This is a genomic window from Streptomyces sp. NPDC058198, assembly GCF_042882605.1.
Taxonomy (GTDB): Bacteria; Actinomycetota; Actinomycetes; order Streptomycetales; family Streptomycetaceae; genus Streptomyces.
Genome location: NZ_JBHVVP010000010.1, coordinates 106509 through 129535 on the forward strand (window position 1 = coordinate 106509; position 23027 = coordinate 129535).

Below are 23027 nucleotides of genomic sequence, written 5' to 3' on the forward strand. Positions count from 1 at the left end.
TCGCACACACGCCCCGGGCGCTGCCCGGGGCGTCTTGATCCCGGGCCACCGGGGACAATGGCCGGGTGACCTACCGCTACCGCGTACTCGGCGCCACCCGGGCGTTTCGCCCGGACGGGACCGAGGTGCCGCTCAGCGGGGCGCGGTTGCGGGCGGTGCTGGCCGCGCTCGCCGCGGCCGGGGGCGGGGTGGTGGACACCGGGCGGCTGATCGCCCAGGTGTGGGGCGAGGACGAGGACACGCCCGCCGACGAGATCGCGGCGCTCCAGGCCCTGGTGGGACGGGTGCGGCGGGCCCTCGGCAGTGAAGCCGTGGCGTCGGCGCCCGGCGGCTACCGGCTGACGGCCCGACGCGAGGACATCGACCTCTTCCGCTTCGAGCGGCTCGTCGCGGCGGGCGACGACGCGCTCCATGGCGGCGACGCCGACCGGGCCGCCGCACTGCTGGACGACGCCCTGGCGCTCTGGGACGGGCCCGCGCTGGCGGATCTGCCGGGACGGGACGCCGATCCGCCGGCCGTCCGCGCGGAACAGCGGCGTACCGAGGCCCGCCGGACCCGGCTGGCCGCCGACGTGGAGCGCGGCCGGCCGGAACAGGCCCTCGCCGGGCTCGCGGCCCTGGCCGCCGAACAGCCGCTGGACGAGCGGGTGGAGACGCTGCGGATCCGGGCCCTGCGAGCGGCCGGCAGGCCGGCCGAGGCGCTACAGGCGTACGAGGACGTACGCGCCCGGCTCGCCGAACGCCTCGGCACCGGGCCCGGCCGTGAGCTGCGCGCGCTGCACGCCGCACTGCTCGCCGAGGACGGGACCGCCGCACCCGCTCCAGGCCGAACCCCCGCCGGCCGGACCCCGGCAGGACCGACCACCTCCGGACTGACCACCTCCGGACTGACCACCTCCGGCCGGACCGCCCCCGGCCGGACCGCCCCCGGCCGGACCACCTCCGGCCGGACCGCCTCCGGCAACCTCCGGGATCGCCTCACCTCCTTCGTCGGCCGGGAACCGGAGCTGGCCGCCCTTGCCGCCGAGCTGCGGACCGCACGGCTGATCACGCTGGCAGGCCCCGGCGGCGCCGGCAAGACCAGGCTCTCCCTGGAAGCCGCCCGGGCTGCTGCCCCGGCATGGCCGGACGGCGTCTGGGTGGCCGAGCTGGCGCCCGTACGCGACGCGGCGACCGTGCCCGAAGCGGTCCTCACCGCGCTCGGCGCCCGCGAGACGGTGGTCCGTGGCCCGGCCGCCGGGGAGGCGGCGGCCCGCGACCCCCTCGCCCAGCTGGCCGAACACTGTGGGCAGCGGCGGATGCTGATCGTCCTGGACAACTGCGAGCATGTGATCGGCGCGGCCGCCGAACTGGCCGAGACCGTCCTCGCCGACTGCCCCGGGGTGAGCGTGCTGGCCACCAGCCGCGAACCGCTGGGTGTGCCGGGGGAGTCCGTACAGCACGTCGGGCCGCTGCCGCAGGACGTGGCGCTGCGGCTCCTCGCCGAACGCGGCGCCGCCGCCCGACCGGGATTCCGTACCGCCGACGATCCGCTCGCCTGCGCCGAGATCTGCCGCAGGCTCGACGGTCTGCCGCTCGCCGTCGAACTGGCGGCCGCGCGGCTGCGGGTCCTCGCGCCGCGCCAGATCGCGGACCGGCTCGACGACCGGTTCCGGCTGCTCGGCGCGGGCAGCGGCAGCAGGACCGTACTGCCGAGACAGCAGACCCTGCGGGCCGTCGTGGACTGGTCCTGGGACCTGCTCACGGAGGGCGAACGGGCCGTGCTGCGCCGGTTGTCCGTCTTCTCCGGCGGCTGCGCCCTCGCGGAGGCCGAACTCGTCTGCGCCGAGGACGACACCGAGGACGACATCCTCGGGCTCCTCGCGTCCCTGGTCGACAAGTCGCTGGTGGTCGCGGCCCCCGAGCAGGCGGACGGGATGCGCTACCGGCTCCTGGAGACCGTCGGTGAGTACGCCGCCGAGCGGCTGGACGCGTCCGGGGAGCGGGTGGCGGCCGAGCTGCGGCATCTCGCCGCCTACCGGGAGCTGGTCCGCACCGGCGACCCGGAGCTGCGCGGACCGCACCAGGCCCGCCGGCTGGAACAGTTCGAGCGGGAGCACGACAACGTACGCTCCGCGCTGCGCACGGCCGTCGGCCACAAGGAGGAGCAGGAGGCGCTCTGCCTCGCGCTCTCGATGAGCTGGTTCTGGCAGCTGCGCAACCACCGGAGCGATGCCCTCGCCTGGTCCACCGCGGCCGCCGCGCTCGGCCCCGATCCCTTCCGGGCGCCCGTACGGCCCGCCGCGCCGCTGGCCGAGCCCTGTACGGCGCTCGCGCCACCCTGGCCGGAGGAGCAGGTGTGGGAGGCGCGGCGCGGCGTACGGCTGCTGTCGCTGTGGAGCGCCGGGGAGGACGGCGCGGCGCCGGACCGGCCGGAGACGCGGGCCCGGCTGCGCGCGATCGTGGCGGCCTACCGCCCCGGGCTGCCGCAGACCTGCCGGCAGCCGGGCACCATGTGGTTCTCCGCCCGGCTGATGACGGGTGAGTTCGCGGGGCTGGGGGAGATGCTGGACGCGATGGCGCGGGCCTCCCGTGAGCAGGCGGACGGCTGGAATCTCGGTGTGGCGCTGATGCTGCGGGCGAAACTGCTCAACGACCGTCCCGGCGGACCGGCCCGGTCGGAGCTGGACACGGACGAGGCACTGGCCCTGTTCGAGCGGGCGGGCGATCTCGTCGCCATCGCCGAGGCGCTGTCGGCGCGCGGAGAGACGTATGAGCGCCAGGGGCGGTACGAGGAGGCCGCCGCCGACTTCGAACGGGCCATGGAGAGCTGCGCGCGGATCGGCGCCCCCGGTCAAGTGCCGCTCTTCAAGGCCAGACTGGCGTCCGTACGGCTGGAGTCCGCCGGGGACGCCGCCGCCGAGGAGGACGCGGAGCGGCTGCTGCGCGAGGCGGTCGAGGAAGCGGGGGAGGGCATCGTCCAGAGCGTCGGCACGGCCCGGCTGCTGCTGGCCGGGCGCTACGGACGCACCGGACGTACGGAACTCGCCCGGGCACAACTGCGCGCGCTGGAACAGTCGGCCGCCTTCTCCGGGCAGGTGCTCTTCGGCGGGATGGCCGCGGGCACGCACAGCTGGCTGGACTGTCTGGACGGGGAGTTCGCACGGGCGCGGGACCGGGCGGTCCAGGCCGTACTGCGGCTCGACAGCCTGGCCTACTTGGTGGCCCCGCACCTGATCGTCCGTCAGTTCCTCTGTGCGGCGTGGGCCAAGGCGCATCTGGGGGCCGCCGAGGACGCGGCGCGGCTGCTGGGCGCGTACGAGCACCACACCGCGCTGCCGGAGGGCCTCGCGCTGGGGCCTTTCCCGTCCGTGTCCGACACGGAGACCCTGGCGCGGGCCGAGACCGCGGTGCGCGCGGTACTGGACGAGCGGGCGTACGCCCGCGCCCACGCCGAGGGCGCCGGCCTCCCGGTGCGGGAAGCCGCCGCCCTGATCTGACGCGTACCGCGCCGGTTCCGCCGGGCCGGGCGCGTTACGTCCGCGCCCGGTCCGCCGCCGCCCGGTCCGCCGCCTCTTCCTCCGCCGCCTCTTCCTCCACCGCCTCTTCCTCCACCGCCTCTTCCTCCACCGCCCCTTCCTCCACCCCTCCGGCCGCCCGCGCGTCCGCCAGGCGCTCACGCGCCTCCGCCAGGTCCGCTTCCGTCGGGGCGTCGTCCTGGGTCAGGGCGAGCCGCCAGTAGCCCGCGAAGTGGACCGCGCGCTTGCCGAGCCCGCGCTCTTCGACGAGATGGCGCCGCAGCGTACGCACCGCGCCCGCCTCACCCGCGAGCCACGCGAGGACCGAGCCCTCCGGAAACACCGCGGCGCGTACCGCCGCGGCCAGCGGACCGCCGCTCCCGGCCGGGGCCGCGCCGCGGTGCAGCCAGTGCACGGTCAGGTCCCCCGCCGTCTCGAACCGCTGTTCCTCCGAAGCGTCCAGCACCTCGACGAACACCACCGCACGGGCGCCCTCGGGCAGCGCCTCGACGAGCGTGCCGATCGCCGGCAGGGCCGTCTCGTCCCCGGCGAGCAGCATCCAGTCGGTCGTCCCGACCGGCACGGGCGTGGCGAAGTACGCCGACGGTCCGAACATGCCGAGCACGGCGCCGGGCGCGGCCGACCGCGCCCACCGGGTCGCCGGGCCCGTTTCCGCACCGGCTGCCCCGCCCTCGCCACCCCCGTGCAGCACGAAGTCGATGTCGATCGTGCCGCGCGCCGGATCGTGCGCCCGGACGGTGTAGCTGCGCGTCCAGGGCCGCTCCGCCTCCTCGATCGCCTGGAACGCGCCGTACCACCGCATCACATCGCCGTCCTCGCCGGGCCCGGGGAGCCGTGGAACGGTCTGCCCCGGCCTGGGAAAGTACAGCTTCACCTGCTGATCGGGTCCGGCGAGAGCGAAATCGGCGAGATCGGGTCCGCCGAAGGTGATCCGTGTCATGTGCGGGGAGATCCGTGCGACCCGGGTCACCTCGATGGTCCGTACCGGCAGCGCTCGGGGCGCGGCGTCGCCGCCGGACCGGTCTGTGTCGTGTGTCATACGGGCCACGCTGGCAGCCGGCGCCGACACGCCACCGACAGCTCGCCTACACCCCGCCCACGGCGTCCGCGACCGTGCCCAGGAACCGGGCGTGCGCGCGGTGGCTGCACGGCGCCTCCGGATTCCAGGCCACGATCCGGGCCCGCTCCTCGATGGCCCGCCAGTGCGCGTTGTCCCGGAGCTGTGCGCGCGGCGCCGCGTTCGCGCGCACATCGGTGAGCACGACGTCCGGTTCCAGCGCGGCGGCCTCCGACCAGTCGACCGTGCGCCAGTTGGCCCCGGCGCCCTCCTCGGGGTCGATCAGCCCCACCCCCAGCTCCGTGAGGTCCCGCAGGTCGGGCCAGGTCAGCGGCCGGGCCAGATACGCCGTCTCCGGTCCTGCGGCCGACAGCGCCAGCACCCGCGGCCCGCCGGATCCCGCCGTCTGTGCGCGCAACCGGGCCTCCGCACGCTCCAGGTCCGCCACCGCGGGCTCGAACGGCGTGCGCAGCGAGCGGGCCAGCGCCGTGAACCGGTCTCTGATGCCGTCGAGCGAGCGGTCCTTGCCCACGTCGAGGACGACCACGGGCACCTGCTCCTCCAGATGCTTCGCCGCCTCCGGGTCGATGCCGTACACCTGCCCGCCGCCGTAGCTCACGGCGACCACGAGATCCGGCTCGGCCGCGTAGAGGGCGTCCAGGTCGAAGGCGCTGCCCGCGCCGAAGGAGCGCATGTCGGCGAGGGGCAGGTCGCCCGCCTTCGCCGGGTCCGGGGTGTCGCCGTCGTGGTGGGAACCGAAGATCCCCAGCGGATGCAGACCGTGGTCCCACAGCGTCGCACCCGCCTGTATGTACGCCACCACCCGCGCCGGGTGGCTCCGTGCCACGGTGAGATGGCCGCGGTCGTCAGTGAACTCCCAGCGGTTGCTCGGGTTCATGCCTCGCCTCGTTCCGCTCGTCGTCGTTCCGCTCGTGCCGATCCTGGTGCTGGTGCTGGTGCTGGTGCTGGTGCTGGTGCTGGTGCTGGTGCTGGTGCGGGGTGCCTGTGCGCGGTGCGTGTACGTGCTGCGTGTGCGCGGTGTTCGTGCGGGTGCCACCCACTCTCTGCCCAGCCCGGGGCGCGCGGACTCCCGCCGGAGCCCCGCAGTGCGCCTGCACTGCGGGTTCATGCCCCCGATGATGCAGAATTCCTGTTTGGCGCCGGGTCGAACAGGGCCCGTTGCCGGACCTGTGCCCGCCGACCACTCAGCACGCCCGTATGGAGCGTTTCCATGGAGCCCACCGCTCACGTCAGCAAAACCGCCCTGCCCGGGGTCGGTACCCGCTACGACCTCACCACCGACGCCGGAAAGCATCTGTCGGTCGTCGTGCACCAGGACGGGCGGCGCATCCTCGCCTTCCACGACCCCGAGGACGACGACAACTGCAAGGACGCCACGGCCCTCGCCCCGTACGAGGCGACCGCGCTCTCCAAACTCCTGATGCCCGATCCCGTCGGGCATCTGCACCAGCACCTCGAGATCGACCTGCTCACCGAGCACATCCCGGTCACCAAGCGTTCCCCGTACGTGGGCCGGACGCTCGGTGCCACTCAGGCGCGCACCCGCACCGGTGCCTCCATCGTCGCCGTCCTGCGCCGCACCGACGCCTTCCCCTCGCCCGCCCCGGACTTCCGCTTCGCCCTGGGGGACACCCTCGTCGTCGTCGGTACCCGGGAAGGCGTGGATGCCGTCGCCGAATTGATCACCGGAGGATAAGCGCCCGTGCACGAGACCACCGCCCTGCTCATCGAACTCGGGGCCATCATCCTGAGCCTCGGAATACTCGGCCGGATAGCCGGACGGATGGGCTTCTCCTCCATCCCCCTCTATCTGCTCGCCGGGCTCGCCTTCGGCCATGGCGGCCTGCTTCCGCTCAACGCCAGTGAGGAATTCGTCGCCACCGGCGCGGAGATAGGCGTCATCCTGCTGCTGCTCCTGCTGGGGCTGGAGTACAGCGCCTCCGAACTTGTCAGCAATCTCAAGACGCAGTACCCCTCGGGCATCGTCGACTTCGTACTGAACGCCGTGCCGGGCGCCGCTGCCGCGCTGATCCTGGGCTGGGGCCCGGTCGCCGCCGTCGCACTGGCCGGCGTCACCTGGATCTCCTCGTCCGGAGTCATCGCCAAGGTCCTCGGCGACCTCGGCCGGCTGGGCAACCGCGAAACGCCTGTCATCCTCGGCGTGCTGGTCATCGAAGACCTCGCGATGGCCGTCTATCTGCCGCTGCTCACGGCCCTGCTGGCCGGGCTCAGCCTGGCCGGCGGCAGTCTCACCCTGCTGATCTCGCTCGGCACCGTCGGCGCGGTCCTCTATCTGGCCCTGCGCCACGGCCGGCTGATCAGCCGCGCGGTCTCCTCCGACAACCCGGAGATGCTGCTCCTGGTCGTCCTCGGCCTCACCGTTCTGGTCGCCGGAGTCGCGCAGGAACTCCAGGTCTCCGCGGCCGTCGGCGCGTTCCTCGTCGGTATCGCGCTCTCGGGTGAGGTGGCCGAAGGCGCGCACAACCTGCTCGCCCCGCTACGGGACCTGTTCGCCGCCGTCTTCTTCGTCTTCTTCGGTCTGAACACCGATCCGGCCGCCATCCCGCCGGTGCTGATCCCGGCCCTCATCCTGGCGCTGATCACCACCGCGACGAAGATCGGCACCGGCTGGTACGCGGCGAAACGGGCCGGAGTCAGGACGGCGGGCCGCTGGCGGACCGGCGGTACGCTCGTGGCGCGCGGCGAATTCTCCATCGTCATCGCCGGTCTCGCGGTCGGTGTGGAGCCGCGGATCGGGCCGCTGGCCACCGCGTACGTCCTCATCCTGGTGATCCTCGGGCCGCTGGCCGCCCGCTGGACGGAGCCCCTGGCCCGGCGGGTCATCGGCCGGATCGCGCCCACGGCGCCGGTCCCCGCCGCCTCCGCCTCCGTGGCGCCCGCGCAGGACCGCCCGGAGGCGGCCGCGCCGGAACCGGCCGAGCCGGGAATCACCGCACCGGAAACGACCGATACGGCGCCCACCCACGGGTGACCCGGGAAAACGACGGGGCACAGGACGCGCGCCCTGCGTCCTGTGCCCCTGCTGCGCCGGCGCCGGGTGTCAGACCCCGACGCCGAAGTCCGCCGCGATTCCCGCGAGCCCGGAGGCGTACCCCTGGCCGACCGCGCGGAACTTCCACTCCGCGCCGTTGCGGTACAGCTCACCGAAGACCATGGCGGTCTCGGTGGCCGCGTCCTCGCTCAGGTCGTAACGGGCCAGCTCGGCGCCGCCCGCCTGGTTGACCACCCGGATGAAGGCGTTGCGGACCTGGCCGAAGCTCTGTCCGCGGTTCTCGGCGTCATGGATCGACACCGGGAAGACGATCTTGGTGATCTCGGCGGGCACGGCTGCCAGGTTCACCTTGATGGCCTCGTCGTCGCCCTCGCCCTCGCCGGTCAGGTTGTCGCCGGTGTGCTCGACCGAACCGTCCGGGCTGGTGAGGTTGTTGTAGAAGACGAACCCCAGATCGGACCCGACCTTGCCGGATGCGTCACACAGCAGGGCGCTGGCGTCCAGGTCGTAATCGGTACCGGTCGTCGTCCGGACGTCCCAGCCGAGGCCGACAAGGACCGCTGTCAGTCCCGGCGCCTCCTTGCTGAGCGAGACATTGCCGCCTTTGGACAGGGAAACTCCCACGCTGCTCCTCCTGGGTCGATGAGGTGACCGTCATGAAAATCTACAACACTGTAGAAGAACGCGGCAGGGGCACCGCCGCGAGCGCGGCAGGTGCGGCCTCAGTACCATGAGCGGCTGCCCCGTGGTGCGGCCGCGCGGCTGGAGGGAGACATCGTGAGGGTGCACGGCGGTCCGGACGAGCGTCCCCGACGGCGCGGCCAGGGCGAGCTGGAGGGCCAGGTTCTCGCCGCGCTGCGGCAGGCGCCGGGGCCCGTCACGGCCTCCTGGGTGCAGGAACGCCTCGGCGGAGACCTCGCGTACACGACAGTGATGACGATCCTGACCCGGCTGCAGGCCAAGCGGGCGGTCACCCGCGAGCGGGCCGGCCGCTCCTTCGAATGGCGCGCGGCCTCGGACGAGGCGGGGCTCGCCGCCCTGCGGATGCGCAAAGTACTGGACGGGGAGGCGGACCGCGAAGCCGTGCTGGCCCGGTTCGTCACCACACTCTCGCCGGACGACGAGCGGCTGCTGCGCGATCTCCTCGGCCTCCCCGAGGACGGTTCCGACGGTTCCGACGGGTCGGAGGGCTGACGGGGTGGGGGTGTTCGTCTTTCTGCCGCTTGTACTGCCGCTGACCGCGCTGCCCATCGCCCGTCTGGCCGAACAGCATCTCCATCCCCGGATCGCCACCCGGCTGCTGTCGGCGCTGGCCGGCGTCCTGGCCCTGTGCAGCACCCTCTGCCTGGGGCTGCTGGTGGTGGTCGGTACGGCGCAGCTGCCCGGCAATCCGCTGCCCGACGCCTGGTCGGACCCCGAGGTCCGGGAGGCGGTCCCGTACGACGAGATCGCGGGCAAGCTGGCCATCGTCGCTCTCGCCTCGGTCGCGGTCGGCTGCGCGGCGGCCGCCGGGCGCCACCGGCGGGTGCGCCGACGCGCGCGGCTGGCCCTGGCCGGGCTGCCCGAGGGTGAACTCGCCGTGCTGACCGACGAGGAGCCGTACGCCTACGCGCTGCCAGGAGCCGGCCACGGCGTCGGCGGGCGCGGCCGGATCGTGGTGTCCACGGCCATGCTCGCGTGCCTGGACCCCCGCGAGCGGGAGGCGCTGATCGCACACGAGCACGCACATCTCAGCGGGCGGCACCACCGGTTCCTGCTGGCCGTACGGCTGGCGGCGCGGGCCAATCCGCTGCTGAGGCCGCTGCGTTCCGCGGTGGCGTACACCACGGAGCGCTGGGCGGACGAGGAGGCGGCCCGGGTCACCGGGGAACGCACGGTCCTGGCACGCGCCATCGGCAAGGCGGCGCTCGTCTCCCGGGCTACCCCCACCCCGACGCTGGCCGGTTTCGCCGCGCAGGGAGCCGGGCCGGTCCCGCGCCGGGTGGCCGCCCTGCTCGGTCCAGCCCCCTCGGCCGTCAGCTGGCCCCCGGTGTTCACCGCGGTGGGGCTGGCCGCCTGGGCGGCGGCCGCGGGGACGCTCGGCTCCGCTCTCTCCTCGGCGAACGCGACGGTCACGCTCTTTCTCGTCCTGAAGGCGTCGACGCCGCTGTGAGTCCGGCCGCCCGGCCGATATTGCGGGCCATCCCGCCGAACACCGCCGCGTGGAACGGCCAGACACTCCACCAGTACGCGTGCCCCAGCAGCCCCTGCGGATGGAACAGCGCCCGCTGCCGCAACACCGTCCGGTCCTTGTCGTCCTGGTCCACGCGCAGCTCCAGCCAGGCGAGCCCCGGAAGCCGCATCTCGGCGCGCAGCCGCAGCAGCCTGCCCGGTTCGATCGCCTCCACCCGCCAGAAGTCCAGCGAGTCACCGACCCGCAGCCGCTGTGCGTCCCGTCTGCCCCTGCGCAGCCCGACGCCGCCGACCAGCCGGTCGAGCCAGCCGCGTACCGCCCAGGCCAGCGGGAACGAGTACCAGCCGTTGACCCCGCCGATGCCTTCGATGACGCGCCACAGGGACTCGCGCGAGGCGTCCACGGTCAGTTCGCGGCAGTCGCTGTAGAGGCTGCCGCCGGCCCAGTCGGGATCGGTGGGCAGTGGATCGCTCGGAGCGCCGGGCACCGAGGCGGACGACCAGCGGGTGGTCACCCGCGCGTCCTGGATGCGCCGCAGCGCCAGCTCGACCGCGCGGTCGAAGGAGACAGGGCCCTCCGGCGGATCGGGGACGTACCGCGCGATGTCCCGTTCGTGACAGACGACCTCATGGCGCAGGGACTCCGCCAGTGGCCGGGCGATCGACCGCGGGACGGGGGTCACCAGCCCGATCCAGTGGCTGGACAGGCCCGGCGTCAGGACGGGCACCGGGAAGATGAGCCGCCGCGGCAGCCCGGCCACCGCCGCGTAGCGCTGCATCATGTCCCGGTACGTCAGCACCTCGGGGCCGCCGATGTCGAAGGTCCTGCTGACCTCGGAGGGCAGCCGCGCGCAGCCGACGAGATACCGCAGCACGTCCCGTACCGCGATCGGCTGGATGGCGGTACGCACCCAGCTCGGGGTCACCATCACCGGCAGCCGTTCGGTGAGATAGCGCAGCATCTCGAAGGAGGCGGAGCCGGAACCGATGATGACGGCGGCGCGCAGTACCGCCGTCGGTACCCCCGAGTCGAGGAGGACACGGCCGACCTCCGCGCGCGAGCGCAGGTGCGGCGAGAGCTCCCACTCGGGCACTCCGGCCGGGGTGAGCCCGCCCAGATAGACGATCCGCCGCACCCCCGCGGCCTTCGCCCGCTCGGCGAAGATCCGGGCCGCCAGGCGGTCCGTGGCGGCGAAATCCCGGCCGGTGCCCAGCGCGTGCACCAGGTAGTACGCCACGTCGACGCCTTCCATGGCCGCGCCCACCGCCCCGGCGTCGGTGGCATCGCCGCGTACGACCTCCGCGCGGCCGACCCAGGGGTGGTCGCGCAGCTTGTCCGGCGTCCGGGCCAGACAGCGCACCGAATGGCCCGCGTCCAGCAGTTCGGGCACCAGCCGGCCGCCGATGTATCCCGTGGCCCCGGTCACCAGACAGCGCAGTCCGGCGCCTTCGATGTCCGTTGTCATGCGCCACTCCCTGTTCCGGTACGGGTTCCGGTGCGGCCCCTGGGGTTCTCGCACGGCCCTCGGAGACCGCTTTCACGCGTGCGGCCGGACGATCGGGGTTCTACACGTGAGCGTGTGCCCGGAAAAGACGATCAGCAAGGCGGCGGCGGTCCGGCGGAGCCGGCCGAGGTCAGGTGAGCGTGCGGCCGGCGCGGTCGCGGGGGCCTCGGCGGTCCGGGTCTTCCGGCCGCATCGGGGGTTCCGGCGGTGTCGGCCGCACCTGACCGGACAGCACCGCACGCATCACGCGCGGAGCGAAGAGCGCGGTGACCGGCGCGATCAGGAAGTACGCGGAGCGGAAGGCGTCCCCGACGACCGGATCACCGGGGGCGCGCTCCAGCACCCGCGCGAGATACCAGGCCACCGGCCGCTCCACCGCGCGCGTCCTGGCGGCGTCGCCCCTGGCGCCCGGCAGCTCCCGGTCCGCCCCTGCCGCGATGTCCCAGGCCTGTCGTGCGGCCTTGAGCAGGGTCTGTTGTACGCGGCGGGTCGTCGGCGTACGGCGAGGACCGGCGAGGGCGTCACGCAGCGCGAGCGCGCTGAGCGCGGCGACCGCCATGCCCTGCCCGTACACCGGGTTGACGGCGCACAGTGCGTCGCCGGTGGCGAGGAATCCGGCGGGACGGCGGCCAGGACGGTCGTACCGGCGGCGCACGTTGGCCGTCGAGCGGAACGCGTGCACCGACGACTCGGGCTGAGCCCTCAGCAGCCATTCGTGCAGTACCGGATGGGGGAGCCGGGCCGCGAAATCGGTGAACGCGTCGTCGTCCGAGGGCGGTTCACTGCCGCGCAGCCCGGAGAGGGTGACGAGATGACGGCCGCCCTCGATGGGCAGGACGACCCCGCCGTGGACCTGGTCACGGCCCGCGACGAAGTAGTAGCCGAGGCAGTCCGTCCCCTCGGGGTCCTCCCCGGCGCGGTAGAGACGGGTCGCGTAGGCGAGACCGGTGTCGAGTGTCTCCTCGTGGGGCTCTTCCGCGCCGATCGCGGCCAGCCAGCGGGGGGCGCGGGAGCCGCGTCCCGAGGCGTCCACGACCAGGTCGGCGGTGAGCGCCCGTACGTCGTCGCGGGTCTTCGCCCCGCGCTCGCGCAGTCGTACGCCCCGGACGCGGGCGGAGTCGCCGAGCAGTCCGACGACCTCAGAGCCCTCCACCGCCGTGATCCGGGCGTCGGCCAGGACCCGTCGCCGCACCAGCCACTCCAGCATCGGCCGGGAGCCGGTGAGGACATGGGCGGTGGCGGTGGTGCGCCGGTAGAAGCGCCGGGCCTGCCACTGCACGAGGTCGCTGGGCATCCCGAGCCGGGGGGCGCCGTGCTCGCGCAGTTCGGCGACGATCCCGGGGAGCAGTGAGTCCAGCGCCCGCTGCCCGCCGGGCAGCAGGACATGGGTGTGGCGGCTCTGCGGGACACCGGCCCGCGGCTCGGGACCGTCGGGGAAACGGTCGCGCTCGACGACGGTCACGCGGTCGGCGTGGGCGGCGAGCGCCTGGGCGGCCAGCAGACCCGCGATACTCCCGCCGACGACCACGGCATGACGTGTCCGGCGTTCCGGGGAGCGGTGCGGACCGTTCCCGTCCGCCGCGTCGGTGCCCGCGCCTGCCGAGTCCACCATGCTCGTCCCTCCGGGGGGTTCGGTACTCCCGTCACAGTGATGCCGGGATTACGGCAACTATGCGCCCTTTTCCCGCTTCTCCCTCTCCGTCGGGTCTTCATCCGGACAGTCTTCGAACGGCGTTTCCCCGTCCCCGAGTTGGGTGATCGCCCGCGCGAGCCACTCGATCCAGAAGCGCTCCAGATCGATGCCGGCGCGCAGGACCAGATGGCGCAGCCGGTCCTCCTCGGCGTCCTTCTCCGGCGGGAAGTGGCGCTCCTCGATTCCGGCGTATTCCGCCAACTGCTCCTGATGCAGAGCCAGATGGCGGCGCAGCTCGGAGCCGAGACCGTGGGTGCCGACCACCGCGGCGGCGCGCATCCGCAGCAGCAGCGCGTCCCTGGCCGGCTTGGGGTCCTCCGCCGTGGACACCCACGCGGTCAGCTCGGCGCGGCCCGCGGGGAGCACCTCGTACTCCTTCTTCTGCCCCCGGGCCGGCTGGGCCGAGGGCAGTGCGCGGATGAACCCGGCCCCCTCCAGCCTCCCCAGCTCCCGGTAGATCTGCTGGTGTGTGGACGACCAGAAGTAGCCGATCGACCGGTCGAAGCGGCGGGTCAGCTCCAGCCCCGAGGACGGCTTTTCGAGCAGGGCGGTGAGGATGGCATGCGGGAGGGACATATCGGCATCCTAGATTCGCTCCCGGGCCCGGGACCGGGCCCCGGTCAGAGAGTCGCGGCCAGCCGGGTGCCCTGGTCGATGGCGCGTTTCGCGTCCAGTTCGGCCGCGACGTCCGCGCCGCCGATGAGATGGACGGACATCCCGGCCGCGCGCAGCCGCTCGTACAGCCCGCGCCGGGGCTCCTGTCCCGCGCACAGCACGACCGTGTCCACCGGCAGCACCGTGGAGCCGCCGTTGACGGTGAGATGCAGCCCAGCGTCGTCGATCCGGTCGTAGGTGACCCCGGCGACCATGGTCACACCGCGGTGCTTCAGCTCGGTGCGATGAATCCACCCGGTGGTCTTGCCGAGCCCGGCGCCGACCTTGTCTGTTCCGCGCTGGAGCAGATGGACGGTACGGGGCGGCTTCGGGCGCTCGGGCGCGCGCAGCCCGCCGGGGGAGTGGTAGCCGGTGTCGACACCCCAGTGGCGGAAGTACGTCTCCGGGTCGAGGCTCGCCCCCTCACCGCCGTCCGTGAGGAACTCCGCGACGTCGAAGCCGATTCCGCCGGCGCCGATGATCGCGACGCGCTCGCCGACCCGCGCCGCGCCGCGCAGGACGTCGAGATAGCTGACCACGCTCGGATGGTCCACTCCGGGGATCTCGGGGGTGCGGGGGGTCACGCCGGTCGCCACGACGATCTCGTCGTAACCGGCGTCCGACAACTCCTCGGCCGTGACAGGGGTGTTGAGGCGGAGCTCCACCTCGTACCGGGAAAGCCGGTTACGGAAGTAGCGCAGCGTCTCGTCGAACTCCTCCTTGCCGGGCACCCGTTTGGCGAGGTTGAGCTGTCCGCCGATCTCGCTCGCCGCGTCGTACAGCGTCACCTCGTGTCCCTGCTCGGCCGCGGAGACGGCGAGCGCGAGTCCGGCGGGACCGGCCCCGACCACGCCGACGCGCTTGCGGCGCCGGGTGGGGGAGAGCACCAGCTCGGTCTCGTGACAGGCCCGCGGATTGACCAGACAGGAGGTGATCCGTCCGCTGAAGGTGTGGTCGAGACACGCCTGATTGCAGCCGATACAGGTGTTGATGGCGTCGGCGTCCCCGTCCCGTGCCTTGGCCACGAAGTCGGGGTCCGCGAGGAACGGACGGGCGAGCGAGACCATGTCGGCGCGGCCTTCGGCGAGCAACCGCTCGGCCACCTCAGGGGTGTTGATGCGATTGCTGGTGATCAGCGGCACGGACACCGAGCCCATCAGCTTCTGTGTCACCCAGGAGTACGCGCCGCGCGGCACCGAGGTCGCGATGGTGGGGATCCGGGCCTCGTGCCAGCCGATCCCGGTGTTGATGAGGGTCGCGCCGGCCGCCTCGACGGCCTGGGCGAGGGTGATGACCTCGTCCAGTGAGGAGCCGCCCGGTATCAGATCGAGCATCGACAGCCGGTAGATCAGGATGAACTCGGGGCCGACCCGCTCCCGGATACGGCGCACGATCTCGAGCGGGAAGCGCATCCGGTTCTCGTACGAGCCGCCCCACCGGTCCGCGCGCCGGTTGGTCACGCCCGCGATGAACTCATTGATCAGATAGCCCTCGGAGCCCATCACCTCGACGCCGTCGTACCCCGCGGAGTGTGCCAGCTCCGCCGCCCGTACGAAGTCCTCGACGGTCTCCTCGACCTCGGCGTCCGTCAGGGCGTGCGGGACGTGCCGGCTGATGGGGGCCTTGAGCGCGCTGGGCGCCACCAGGTCCTGGTGATAGGCGTACCGCCCGAAGTGCAGGATCTGCAGGGCGATCCGGCCGCCCGCCGCGTGCACCGCGTCGGTGACCTGCCGGTGCCGGCCCGCCTCGGCCTCCGTCGTCAGCTTGGCCCCGCCCTCGTACGGCCTGCCCCGCTCATTGGGCGCGATGCCGCCGGTCACGATGAGGCCGGCCCCGCCGCGCGCACGCGCGGCGTAGAACGCGGCCATCCGGGCGAAGCCGTTCTCCGCCTCCTCCAGACCGATGTGCATCGACCCCATCAGCACCCGGTTGGGCAGGGTGACGAAGCCCAGGTCGAGCGGGCTGAGCAGATGGGGGTACGGGGACATGAGGGCGGCTCCTTGGGTGAGGTCTCGCCCACGTTGTAGCCCGCCCCACACTTCTTGTGCAACTAGTTGCACAAGAAGTGTGGGGCGAATCTCCCCGCGTACCGCCGCGCACCCGCGACGTCAGGCCTTGCGGTACTGGTACGCCTCCGCCGCGGCGGCCTCCACCGCGTCGAGCGTCCCGCCCGCGGAAGCGGTGACCATCGCCGCCACCGCGCCCTCCACGAACGGGGCGTCCACCAGCCGCGCCCTGTCCGGCAGCTCGTCGCCCTCGGCGAGCAGCGCCTTCACCGTCAGTACGGCGCTGCCGAGATCCACCAGGATCGCCACGCCCGCACCCCGGTCCACCTGCGCCGCCGCGGCCACGATCAGCTCGGAACTGGTGCCGAGCCCGCCGTCCGGCGTACCCCCGGCGGCCGCCACCGGCGCGGTCACGCCGCCGCCCGCCAGCCCCTGGGCCAACTCGGCGACGGCCCTGGCGACCGGCCCGCTGTGCGACACCAGCACGATGCCGACCGGCCTCTCCATGCTCATGCGGTTCCCTCCGCGGTGTCGGCGAGGGCGGTGATCAGCAGAGCGGAGGAGGTGGCGCCGGGATCCTGGTGCCCGATGCTCCGCTCGCCGAGATAGCTCGCCCTGCCCTTGCGCGCCTGTAGCGGGACGGTCGCCAGGGCGCCCTTCTCGCCCGCCTCGGCGGCGGCGGTGAACGACGCACCGAGAGCCTCGACCGCCGGCTCCAGCGAGTCGAGCATCGTCTTGTCCCCGGCCTTCGCCCCGCCCAGCTGGGCCACCGCCGCTACCCCCGTACGCAGCGCCTCGGCCAGCTGGGCGGGCGTGACCTCGGGGGAGTCGCCGAGTGCCTTGCCCGTCCGCCGCAGCAGCGTCCCGTACAGCGGCCCCGACGCACCGCCCACCGTGGAGATCAGCTGGCGTCCCGCCAGAATGAGTACGGCGCCCGGGCCGGCCGGGTTCTCCTTCTCCAGCACGGCGATGACGGCCCGGAAACCGCGTTGCAGATTGCTGCCGTGGTCGGCGTCGCCGATGGCCGAGTCCAGCTCGGTGAGCCGGCCGGCCTCACGCTCGACAGCGGCCGCCGCGGCTGTCAGCCAGCGGCGGAAGAAGTCGGTGTCGAGCATCCGTTCGGGATTCTGATCGGGCACGTGATCTCCTCGCGACATGGATCGTTCCCTGCGGTTCCTGCCGTCCGTGCAGTCCCTGCCGGCCCTGTATTCCTGCCGTCCCTTGTTCCTGCCGTGCCAGTTTTTCCTGTCGTGCTCAGCGGCCCCAGCGGAGCGCGGCGGTCTCCACCGGCGCGTCCCACAGCCGCAGCAACTCCTCGTCGACCTGGCAGAGGGTCACCGAGCAGCCGGCCATGTCGAGCGAGGTCACATAGTTGCCGACGAGCGTACGGGCGACCACCACACCGCGCTCGCCCAGCACCCGCTGCACCTCGGCGTTGAATCCGTAGAGCTCCAGCAGGGGAGTGCCTCCCATGCCGTTCACCAGCGCGATCACCGGGCCCGACGGCCGCAGATCCTCCAGTACCGCGTTCACGGCGAAGTCGGCGATCTCGTGCGAAGTCATCATCGCGCGGCGCTCGCGTCCCGGCTCGCCGTGGATGCCGATGCCCAGCTCCAGCTCGCCCTCGGGCAGATCAAAGGTCGGGCTGCCCTTGGCGGGGGTGGTGACGGCGCTCAGGGCGACACCGAAGCTGCGCGAGCTCTCGTTCACCCGCCGGCCGATCGCCTCCACCCGCTCCAGCGGCGCCCCCTCCTCGGCCGCCGCGCCCGCCAGCTTCTCGACGAACAGCGTCCCGCCCGTGCCGCGCCGCCCGGCGGTGAACAGACTGTCGGTCACCGCCACATCGTCATTGACCAGCACCTTCGCGATCTGAATGCCCTCGTCCTCGGCCAGCTCCGCGGCCATGTCGAAGTTCAGGACGTCGCCGGTGTAGTTCTTCACGATGAACAGCACCCCGGCCCCGCTGTCGACCGCGGCCGCGGCCCGCACCATCTGGTCGGGCACCGGGGACGTGAACACCTCACCGGGACAGGCGGCGGACAGCATCCCTGGCCCGACGAACCCCCCGTGCAACGGCTCGTGCCCCGACCCGCCCCCGGAGACCAGCCCGACCTTCCCGGCGACGGGTGCGTCGCCCCGTACCACCACACGGTTGGCCACGTCGACGGAGAGCTCGGGGTGCGCCGCGGCCATCCCCCGCAGGGCATCCGCGACCACGGTCTCCGGCACATTGATCAGCATCTTCACGGTTGCCTCCTGAGCGTGCTGTCCTGACGCATGGTCTGCTCCCCGAAGAGTCGGGTGCCGGGGCGGCGTTCTGTCCTCAGACTCAGTATCGATCGAACCCGGTCGAACGGCACGGCCTGTGACACGGGCGCTTGTCCATCGAATGGGCGTACGCCCGCTCACCCGAAGGGCGACAGTCCCCGGCGTACAGCGCGGCCCGCCTCCACGTCGCTGTTCTGCCGCCTAGTGCAGTTCCTACAAATCTTTGTGCACAGACCCCGTTGGTCGCGGCACTTATTGGAGCGTAATTCCCCTGGCAGAGTGGCAGATAACTTGATCGCCCCCCGCCTAACGTTCATGCGGGATGTGTAGCTCTATGACAAAGGGAGTTCATTCGATGACTGCTGACATCGACAACGTGGTGGTGACAGGGCTGGGTGCCACGACACCTCTCGGCGGGGACGTCGCCTCGACCTGGGCCGGGCTTCTGGCCGGAGCGTCCGGGATCAGTGCGATCGAAGACGAGTGGGCGGCCGACCTGCCGGTGCGGATCACGGCCCGGCTGCGGGTCGAACCGACCGACGTGCTCGATCGCGTGCAGGCCCGCCGGCTGGACCGGTGTGAGCAGATCGCGCTCATCGCCGCTCGGGAAGCATGGGCCGACGCGGGGCGGCCGGAGGTTGAGCCGGAACGCCTGGCCGTGGTCATCGGCACGGGCACGGGCGGGGCGCTGAGCCTGCTCGGTCAGGACGACATCCTGGAATCCTCAGGAGTACGACGGGTCTCCCCGCACACCATTCCCATGCTGATGGCCAACGGACCCGCGGCATGGGTCAGCATCGAACTCGGCGCCCGGGGAGGGGCCCACACTCCTGTCAGCGCATGCGCCTCCGGCGCTGAGGCAATCGCGATGGGCCTGGACCTGATCCGCCTCGGCCGGGCCGACGTGGTCGTCGCCGGCGGCACCGAGGCATGCATCCACCCCCTGCCGCTGGCCGGCTTCGCCCAGGCCAAGGCCCACTCCACACGCAACGACGCACCGCAGGAGGCCTCCAGGCCGTTCGACACCGGCCGGGACGGATTCGTCATCGGCGAAGGGGCCGCCCTGGTGGTTCTGGAGCGGGCTGATTTCGCCGCCGCCCGCGCCGCCCGCGTGCACGCCGTACTGGCCGGCGCAGGCGTCACCTCCGACGCGCACCACATCACCGCCGCCCACCAGGAGGGACAGATCCGTGCCATGCGTCTTGCGCTGGCATCTGCTGGACTGGACCCACTCGACGTGGGGCACGTGCACGCCCACGCGACCTCCACTCCCAAGGGCGACCTCACCGAAGCCGAGTCGATCGTCGCCGCCATCGGTACGCACCCGGCTGTCACCGCGACCAAGTCCATGACCGGCCACCTCTTCGGTGCGGCCGGCGCGATCGGCGCCGTCGCCGCGATCCTCGCCCTCCGCGATCAGGTCATTCCCGCCACCCAGAACCTTGACGACCTCGACCCGCAGGTGAAGCTCGACATCGTCGCGGGACGGCCACGACGTGGCGCACTCACGGCGGCGCTGACCAACTCCTTCGGCTTCGGAGGCCACAACGCCTCCCTTGTGTTCACCCCCGCGCCCTGAGACCGGGACCGTCCGGCGGATCACGCGGTAACGCTCGGCGTCTCCTCGCCTTCGACGAGGGACGTCAGGCCGTCGAGGAGTGCCGTGAGGCCGGATTCGAAGAGCGCGTCGAGCCGCAGGTCATAGCCGTCGCTGCCGAAGGCTCCGACCACCTTGGTGAAGGTGGGGAAGCGGCCGGATTCCACCAGTTCCTGTACGGCGGATGCCCGGCTGTCCATCCACTGGTCCTCCGACTGGCCGGTGGAGGCTTCGGCGTGCGCTTCCCATTCCAGGTGCACCGCCAGGCCCTGGACATGGCTGTAGATCAGTACGTGGATGTCGAACAAGGTGGTGGGATCGAGGCCGTGACCGTCGAGGGCACTCAGCACCCGTTCGCCGTGGACCATCAGACTGGGCACGAGCAACGGGCGGGTGAGTGAACCGAGCTGGGCCAGCCACGGGTGCCTGCGGTACAGGGTCCAGAGGGTCCGGGCGACCAGCTCGACGCGGGAGCGCCACCCTTCGGGCACATCGGCGGGGTAGGTCTCGTCACCGAACGCGGCGTCGGCCATGAGCAGGACGAGGTCGTCCTTGCTGGGGACGTACCGGTAGGGCGACATGGCGGCGACGCCGAGCCGGGCCGCGACGCCGCGCATGGAGAGCGCCGGCAGTCCTTCGGCATCGGCGATGTCGATGGCTGTGCGGACGATCCGGTCGAGTGTCAGCTCCTGCTCGGAGGGCGGGGCAGGTGGCGCGTGCCTGCGGGGCTGCGAGACGGGAGCGGCGCCGGCAACGACCGTGCCGGTCCGGGGGCGGGTCTCGACCAGTCCCTCAAGGCGCAGGGTGGTCAGGGCCTTGGTGGCGGTGGCGAGCGCGACGCCCCATTCCCTGGCGATCCGGCGGGTCGAGGGAACCCGGTCTCCGGGGCCCAGTTCCCCGTCCATGATGCGCCGGCGGATCTCGGCGACGATGCGCAGATAGGGGGGTTGGCCGGATGCGCCTGTGGGCTTCGTCACGTCCTGCCGCCTTCCTGTTCTGTACTAGGGCAGAGGCTATCAGCGAGGGCGTCGAACGATGGCCGACTGTCCTAGTACAGGAAGCTCAGTTGGCCGGTTGAAGGCGCTACGCGTACGCCGTACGTTCAGGATGCGTACAGCGTATTGGAGGAGCTTCCCATGCAGACCGTTCTCATCTCCGGCGGCGGAATCGCCGGCCCCGTACTCGCCTACTGGCTTCACCGCCACGGCTTCCGGGCCACCGTCGTCGAACGCGCCCCGGGCCCGCGCCCCGGCGGCCAGGCCGTGGACATCCGCGGCGTCGCGCTCGACGTCGTCGAGCGGATGGGCCTGCTGGAACAGGCGCGACGCGTGCGCACCCGGATGCGCGGCATGTCGATCCTCGATCCCGAAGGCCACGAGATCGATCGCTCCACCGAGGCGACCTTCAGCAGTGGCCGACTCGACAGCGACGACATCGAGCTGCTGCGCGAGGACCTGGTGCGGATGGTGTACGAACACACGCGCACAGACGTCGAGTACCTCTTCGGCAACAGCGTCACCGCGCTCGACGAAGACGAGGCGGGCGCGCACGTCGACTTCACCCACGGGGCGTCCCGCACCTTCGACCTGGTGATCGCAGCCGACGGCCTGCACTCGGCCGTTCGGCGCCTGGCCTTCGGCCCCGAGGAAGGCTTCGTCCAGCACCTGGGCAGCTACCTCTCCGTGTTCAGCGCGGACAACTTCCTCGCACTGGACCACTGGCAGATGTGGCTACGTGACGGCGACGCGGGATTCGGCATCATGCCCGTTCGCGACAACACGGAGCTCAGGATCGCCTTCGGCTTCCGGTCCGCGCCGCTTGCTCATGATCTCCGCGGCGCCGGTGCGCTTCGGCGCCTCGTCGCGGACAAGCTCGCCTCCCTGAGGTGGGAAGGGACTCGCCTGGCCAAGGCCGCCCTGGACGCGCCGGACTTCTACTGCGATGCCATGGCCCAGATCCGGATGGACCACTGGTCGCGGGGCAGGGTGGCCCTGCTCGGAGACGCCGGCTACTGCCCCTCCCCACTCTCGGGGCAGGGCACCAGCCTCGCCCTCGTCGGCTCCTACGTGCTGGCCGACTGCCTCGCCCAGGCACCCGGCGATCACCACGCCGCGTTCTCCCACTACGAGCAGCGGATGCGCCCCTTCGTGAGCCTCAACCAGGCCCTGGCCACGGAAAATCCGGGCGGACCCGCCTCCGAGGCATCCGTCGCGTACGCCAAGAACGCACTATCGCTGGACAGCTGACCTCCTGCTCCCACGAGCACGTCACGATGCGGCCCGCTCGTCCGTCGGGCGACGGCGGAGCCTGGTGTCCGTCAGGGAGGGGGGCTGCCACGCGCCGTCCGGGTGGTAGAGGTTCGTGCTGGGCGGGACGATCTCGTCGATGCGGTCGAGGGCCGAGTCGTCCAGGACCACCGGCGCACCCTTCAGGAGGGCCTGCCACTGTTCCGCCGTGCGGGGGCCGATGATTACGGAGGTGACGGCCGGGTGAGCGAGCGGGAAGGCGACCGCCAGCTCCGGGAGGGTGCAGCCGATGTCCGCAGCCAGTTCGGCGAGCTTGTCGGCGGCCTCCAGCTTGGTGATGTTCTCCGGGATGGACGGGTCGAAGCGGGCGGGGTTCAACTGCGCCCGCCCGGAGGTGAGATCGACTGGTCGCCCCGCCCGGTACCGGCCGCTCAGGAAGCCGGAGGCGAGCGGGCTCCACGTCAGCACCCCCATGCCGTACCGCCGAGCCGTCGGCAGTACCGACGCCTCAACACCGCGCGCGAGGATCGAGTACGGGGGCTGCTCGGTCCGGAAGCGCTGGAGGCCGCGTCGCTCCGCCACGTGGTGCGACTCCGCGATCTCCTCGGCGGGGAACGTCGACGACCCGAACGCCCGGATCTTGCCCGCCTGCACAAGGTCGCCGAGGACCCCGAGTGTCTCCTCGATGTCCGTGGTGTGATCCGGGCGGTGCACCTGGTAGAGGTCGATCCAGTCGGTATCGAGCCGCCGCAGGCTCGCCTCCACGGCCCGGGTGATCCAGCGGCGGGAGTTCCCGCTCCGGTTCCTTCCCTCGCCCATCTGGAAGTGGACCTTCGTCGCGAGTACGGTCTCATCCCGCCGGCCGGACGCCCGCAGCGCCTTTCCGACGATGACCTCGGATTCACCGGCCGAGTACATGTCCGCCGTGTCGACGAAGTTGACGCCCGCGTCCATGGCGGCGTGGAGGATCCGGGCGCAGTCCTCGTGGTCGGGGTTGCCGACCGCGCCGAACATCATCGTGCCCAGGCAGTACGTGCTCACTTCGATGCCGGTGCGGCCGAGTGTGCGGTAACGCATGGTTGTGCTCCCTCGCTGTCGGGCTGTGCACGGTTCAGCACTGAGGAAGACCGTGGTGCGGCGCACCCTAGGAGCTGGAGTGCGCTCTATGGCAAGAGAGTTGGACCCGGTCATGCGCTTACCAGCACGGCCGTTCGGCCCTGCTCGATCTCGATTCGAGTGCCGGGCAGCGCCCGCAGCAGCTGCCCGCTGCCGCGCTG

The 23027-nt window shown here is 72.3% G+C and carries 19 protein-coding genes; 7 read left to right on the forward strand and 12 right to left on the reverse strand.

Annotated elements, in window-relative coordinates; all coding sequences use genetic code 11:
- The first annotated feature begins 65 nt into the window (after positions 1-65).
- The gene (locus ACFVWW_RS27010) at positions 66-3479 is read left to right on the forward strand and encodes a BTAD domain-containing putative transcriptional regulator (RefSeq protein WP_386878091.1); all 3414 of its coding nucleotides are present in this window, start codon (positions 66-68) and stop codon (positions 3477-3479) included.
- Positions 3480-3513: 34 nt separating this feature from the next.
- Here ACFVWW_RS27010 and ACFVWW_RS27015 read toward each other — a convergent pair whose 3' ends face one another.
- Positions 3514-4557: a siderophore-interacting protein gene (locus tag ACFVWW_RS27015; RefSeq protein ID WP_386878092.1), complete on the reverse strand. Its 1044-nt coding sequence runs from the start codon at positions 4555-4557 to the stop codon at positions 3514-3516.
- Between the two features lie 46 nt (positions 4558-4603).
- Complete coding sequence (locus ACFVWW_RS27020; protein WP_384185622.1) at positions 4604-5473, reverse strand: ABC transporter substrate-binding protein; 870 nt, start codon at positions 5471-5473, stop codon at positions 4604-4606.
- 333 nt (positions 5474-5806) lie between these two features.
- Here ACFVWW_RS27020 and ACFVWW_RS27025 point away from each other — a divergent pair, with 333 nt between their 5' ends.
- Positions 5807-6292 (forward strand): cation:proton antiporter regulatory subunit, encoded by a 486-nt coding sequence (locus tag ACFVWW_RS27025; RefSeq protein WP_384185625.1) that lies wholly within the window; start codon positions 5807-5809, stop codon positions 6290-6292.
- 6 nt (positions 6293-6298) lie between these two features.
- Positions 6299-7588, forward strand: a complete 1290-nt coding sequence (locus tag ACFVWW_RS27030) for a cation:proton antiporter (RefSeq protein ID WP_386878093.1) — start codon at positions 6299-6301, stop codon at positions 7586-7588.
- A 69-nt stretch (positions 7589-7657) separates the two neighbouring features.
- Here the strand turns inward: ACFVWW_RS27030 and ACFVWW_RS27035 are convergent, their stop codons facing one another.
- Positions 7658-8233 (reverse strand): TerD family protein, encoded by a 576-nt coding sequence (locus ACFVWW_RS27035; protein ID WP_386878094.1) that lies wholly within the window; start codon positions 8231-8233, stop codon positions 7658-7660.
- A 150-nt stretch (positions 8234-8383) separates the two neighbouring features.
- On the opposite strand from ACFVWW_RS27035, the gene ACFVWW_RS27040 reads away from it, so the two are divergent.
- Positions 8384-8803, forward strand: coding sequence for a BlaI/MecI/CopY family transcriptional regulator (locus ACFVWW_RS27040; RefSeq protein WP_384185791.1), 420 nt, complete (start codon positions 8384-8386; stop codon positions 8801-8803).
- Between the two features lie 4 nt (positions 8804-8807).
- Positions 8808-9761 carry a M56 family metallopeptidase gene (locus ACFVWW_RS27045; RefSeq protein WP_386878095.1) on the forward strand — a complete coding sequence of 318 codons (954 nt, stop codon included), beginning with the start codon at positions 8808-8810 and terminating at the stop codon, positions 9759-9761.
- Here the strand turns inward: ACFVWW_RS27045 and ACFVWW_RS27050 are convergent.
- The 7 genes from ACFVWW_RS27050 to dhaK all read right to left on the reverse strand — a co-directional run bounded on the left by ACFVWW_RS27050 (position 9721) and on the right by dhaK (position 17886).
- Entirely contained in the window at positions 9721-11247 is a 1527-nt protein-coding gene (locus ACFVWW_RS27050; RefSeq protein ID WP_386878096.1) for an SDR family oxidoreductase, read from the reverse strand. The genes ACFVWW_RS27045 and ACFVWW_RS27050 overlap by 41 nt on opposite strands.
- 169 nt (positions 11248-11416) lie before the next feature.
- Positions 11417-12898: an NAD(P)/FAD-dependent oxidoreductase gene (locus ACFVWW_RS27055; RefSeq protein WP_386878097.1), complete on the reverse strand. Its 1482-nt coding sequence runs from the start codon at positions 12896-12898 to the stop codon at positions 11417-11419.
- A gap of 57 nt (positions 12899-12955) precedes the next feature.
- On the reverse strand, positions 12956-13555 hold the full coding sequence (locus ACFVWW_RS27060) for a PadR family transcriptional regulator (RefSeq protein ID WP_384185641.1): 600 nt from the start codon (positions 13553-13555) through the stop codon (positions 12956-12958).
- 44 nt (positions 13556-13599) lie between these two features.
- Positions 13600-15621: an FAD-dependent oxidoreductase gene (locus ACFVWW_RS27065; protein WP_386878098.1), complete on the reverse strand. Its 2022-nt coding sequence runs from the start codon at positions 15619-15621 to the stop codon at positions 13600-13602.
- Between the two features lie 120 nt (positions 15622-15741).
- Positions 15742-16152, reverse strand: coding sequence for a PTS-dependent dihydroxyacetone kinase phosphotransferase subunit DhaM (locus ACFVWW_RS27070; protein ID WP_386878099.1), 411 nt, complete (start codon positions 16150-16152; stop codon positions 15742-15744).
- On the reverse strand, positions 16149-16754 hold the full coding sequence (gene dhaL, locus ACFVWW_RS27075) for a dihydroxyacetone kinase subunit DhaL (RefSeq protein WP_384334797.1): 606 nt from the start codon (positions 16752-16754) through the stop codon (positions 16149-16151). The genes ACFVWW_RS27070 and dhaL overlap by 4 nt, the downstream gene beginning before the upstream one ends.
- A 139-nt stretch (positions 16755-16893) precedes the next feature.
- Positions 16894-17886: a dihydroxyacetone kinase subunit DhaK gene (gene dhaK, locus ACFVWW_RS27080; RefSeq protein WP_384334746.1), complete on the reverse strand. Its 993-nt coding sequence runs from the start codon at positions 17884-17886 to the stop codon at positions 16894-16896.
- Between the two features lie 376 nt (positions 17887-18262).
- Here dhaK and ACFVWW_RS27085 point away from each other — a divergent pair, with 376 nt between their 5' ends.
- A complete protein-coding gene (locus ACFVWW_RS27085; protein ID WP_386878100.1) occupies positions 18263-19486 on the forward strand; it encodes a beta-ketoacyl-[acyl-carrier-protein] synthase family protein in 1224 nt (407 codons plus the stop codon).
- Positions 19487-19506: 20 nt separating this feature from the next.
- Here the strand turns inward: ACFVWW_RS27085 and ACFVWW_RS27090 are convergent, their stop codons facing one another.
- Entirely contained in the window at positions 19507-20481 is a 975-nt protein-coding gene (locus tag ACFVWW_RS27090) for a TetR/AcrR family transcriptional regulator C-terminal domain-containing protein (protein WP_386878101.1), read from the reverse strand.
- Between the two features lie 159 nt (positions 20482-20640).
- Here ACFVWW_RS27090 and ACFVWW_RS27095 point away from each other — a divergent pair, with 159 nt between their 5' ends.
- Positions 20641-21750 carry an FAD-dependent monooxygenase gene (locus ACFVWW_RS27095; protein WP_386878102.1) on the forward strand — a complete coding sequence of 370 codons (1110 nt, stop codon included), beginning with the start codon at positions 20641-20643 and terminating at the stop codon, positions 21748-21750.
- Positions 21751-21771: 21 nt separating this feature from the next.
- Here the strand turns inward: ACFVWW_RS27095 and ACFVWW_RS27100 are convergent, their stop codons facing one another.
- Positions 21772-22827 carry an aldo/keto reductase gene (locus ACFVWW_RS27100; protein WP_386878103.1) on the reverse strand — a complete coding sequence of 352 codons (1056 nt, stop codon included), beginning with the start codon at positions 22825-22827 and terminating at the stop codon, positions 21772-21774.
- Between the last annotated feature and the right edge of the window lie 200 nt (positions 22828-23027).

Bases quoted from the DNA above. Each gene is read 5' to 3' on its own strand.
- ACFVWW_RS27085 (WP_386878100.1), top strand. From the start codon at position 18,263: ATGACTGCTGACATCGACAACGTGGTGGTGACAGGGCTGGGTGCCACG.
- ACFVWW_RS27095 (WP_386878102.1), top strand. From the start codon at position 20,641: ATGCAGACCGTTCTCATCTCCGGCGGCGGAATCGCCGGCCCCGTACTC.
- ACFVWW_RS27060 (WP_384185641.1), bottom strand. From the start codon at position 13,555: ATGTCCCTCCCGCATGCCATCCTCACCGCCCTGCTCGAAAAGCCGTCC.
- ACFVWW_RS27055 (WP_386878097.1), bottom strand. From the start codon at position 12,898: ATGGTGGACTCGGCAGGCGCGGGCACCGACGCGGCGGACGGGAACGGT.
- ACFVWW_RS27065 (WP_386878098.1), bottom strand. From the start codon at position 15,621: ATGTCCCCGTACCCCCATCTGCTCAGCCCGCTCGACCTGGGCTTCGTC.
- dhaL (WP_384334797.1), bottom strand. From the start codon at position 16,754: ATGCTCGACACCGACTTCTTCCGCCGCTGGCTGACAGCCGCGGCGGCC.
- ACFVWW_RS27070 (WP_386878099.1), bottom strand. From the start codon at position 16,152: ATGAGCATGGAGAGGCCGGTCGGCATCGTGCTGGTGTCGCACAGCGGG.
- ACFVWW_RS27020 (WP_384185622.1), bottom strand. From the start codon at position 5,473: ATGAACCCGAGCAACCGCTGGGAGTTCACTGACGACCGCGGCCATCTC.
- ACFVWW_RS27015 (WP_386878092.1), bottom strand. From the start codon at position 4,557: ATGACACACGACACAGACCGGTCCGGCGGCGACGCCGCGCCCCGAGCG.
- ACFVWW_RS27100 (WP_386878103.1), bottom strand. From the start codon at position 22,827: ATGCGTTACCGCACACTCGGCCGCACCGGCATCGAAGTGAGCACGTAC.
- ACFVWW_RS27025 (WP_384185625.1), top strand. From the start codon at position 5,807: ATGGAGCCCACCGCTCACGTCAGCAAAACCGCCCTGCCCGGGGTCGGT.
- ACFVWW_RS27050 (WP_386878096.1), bottom strand. From the start codon at position 11,247: ATGACAACGGACATCGAAGGCGCCGGACTGCGCTGTCTGGTGACCGGG.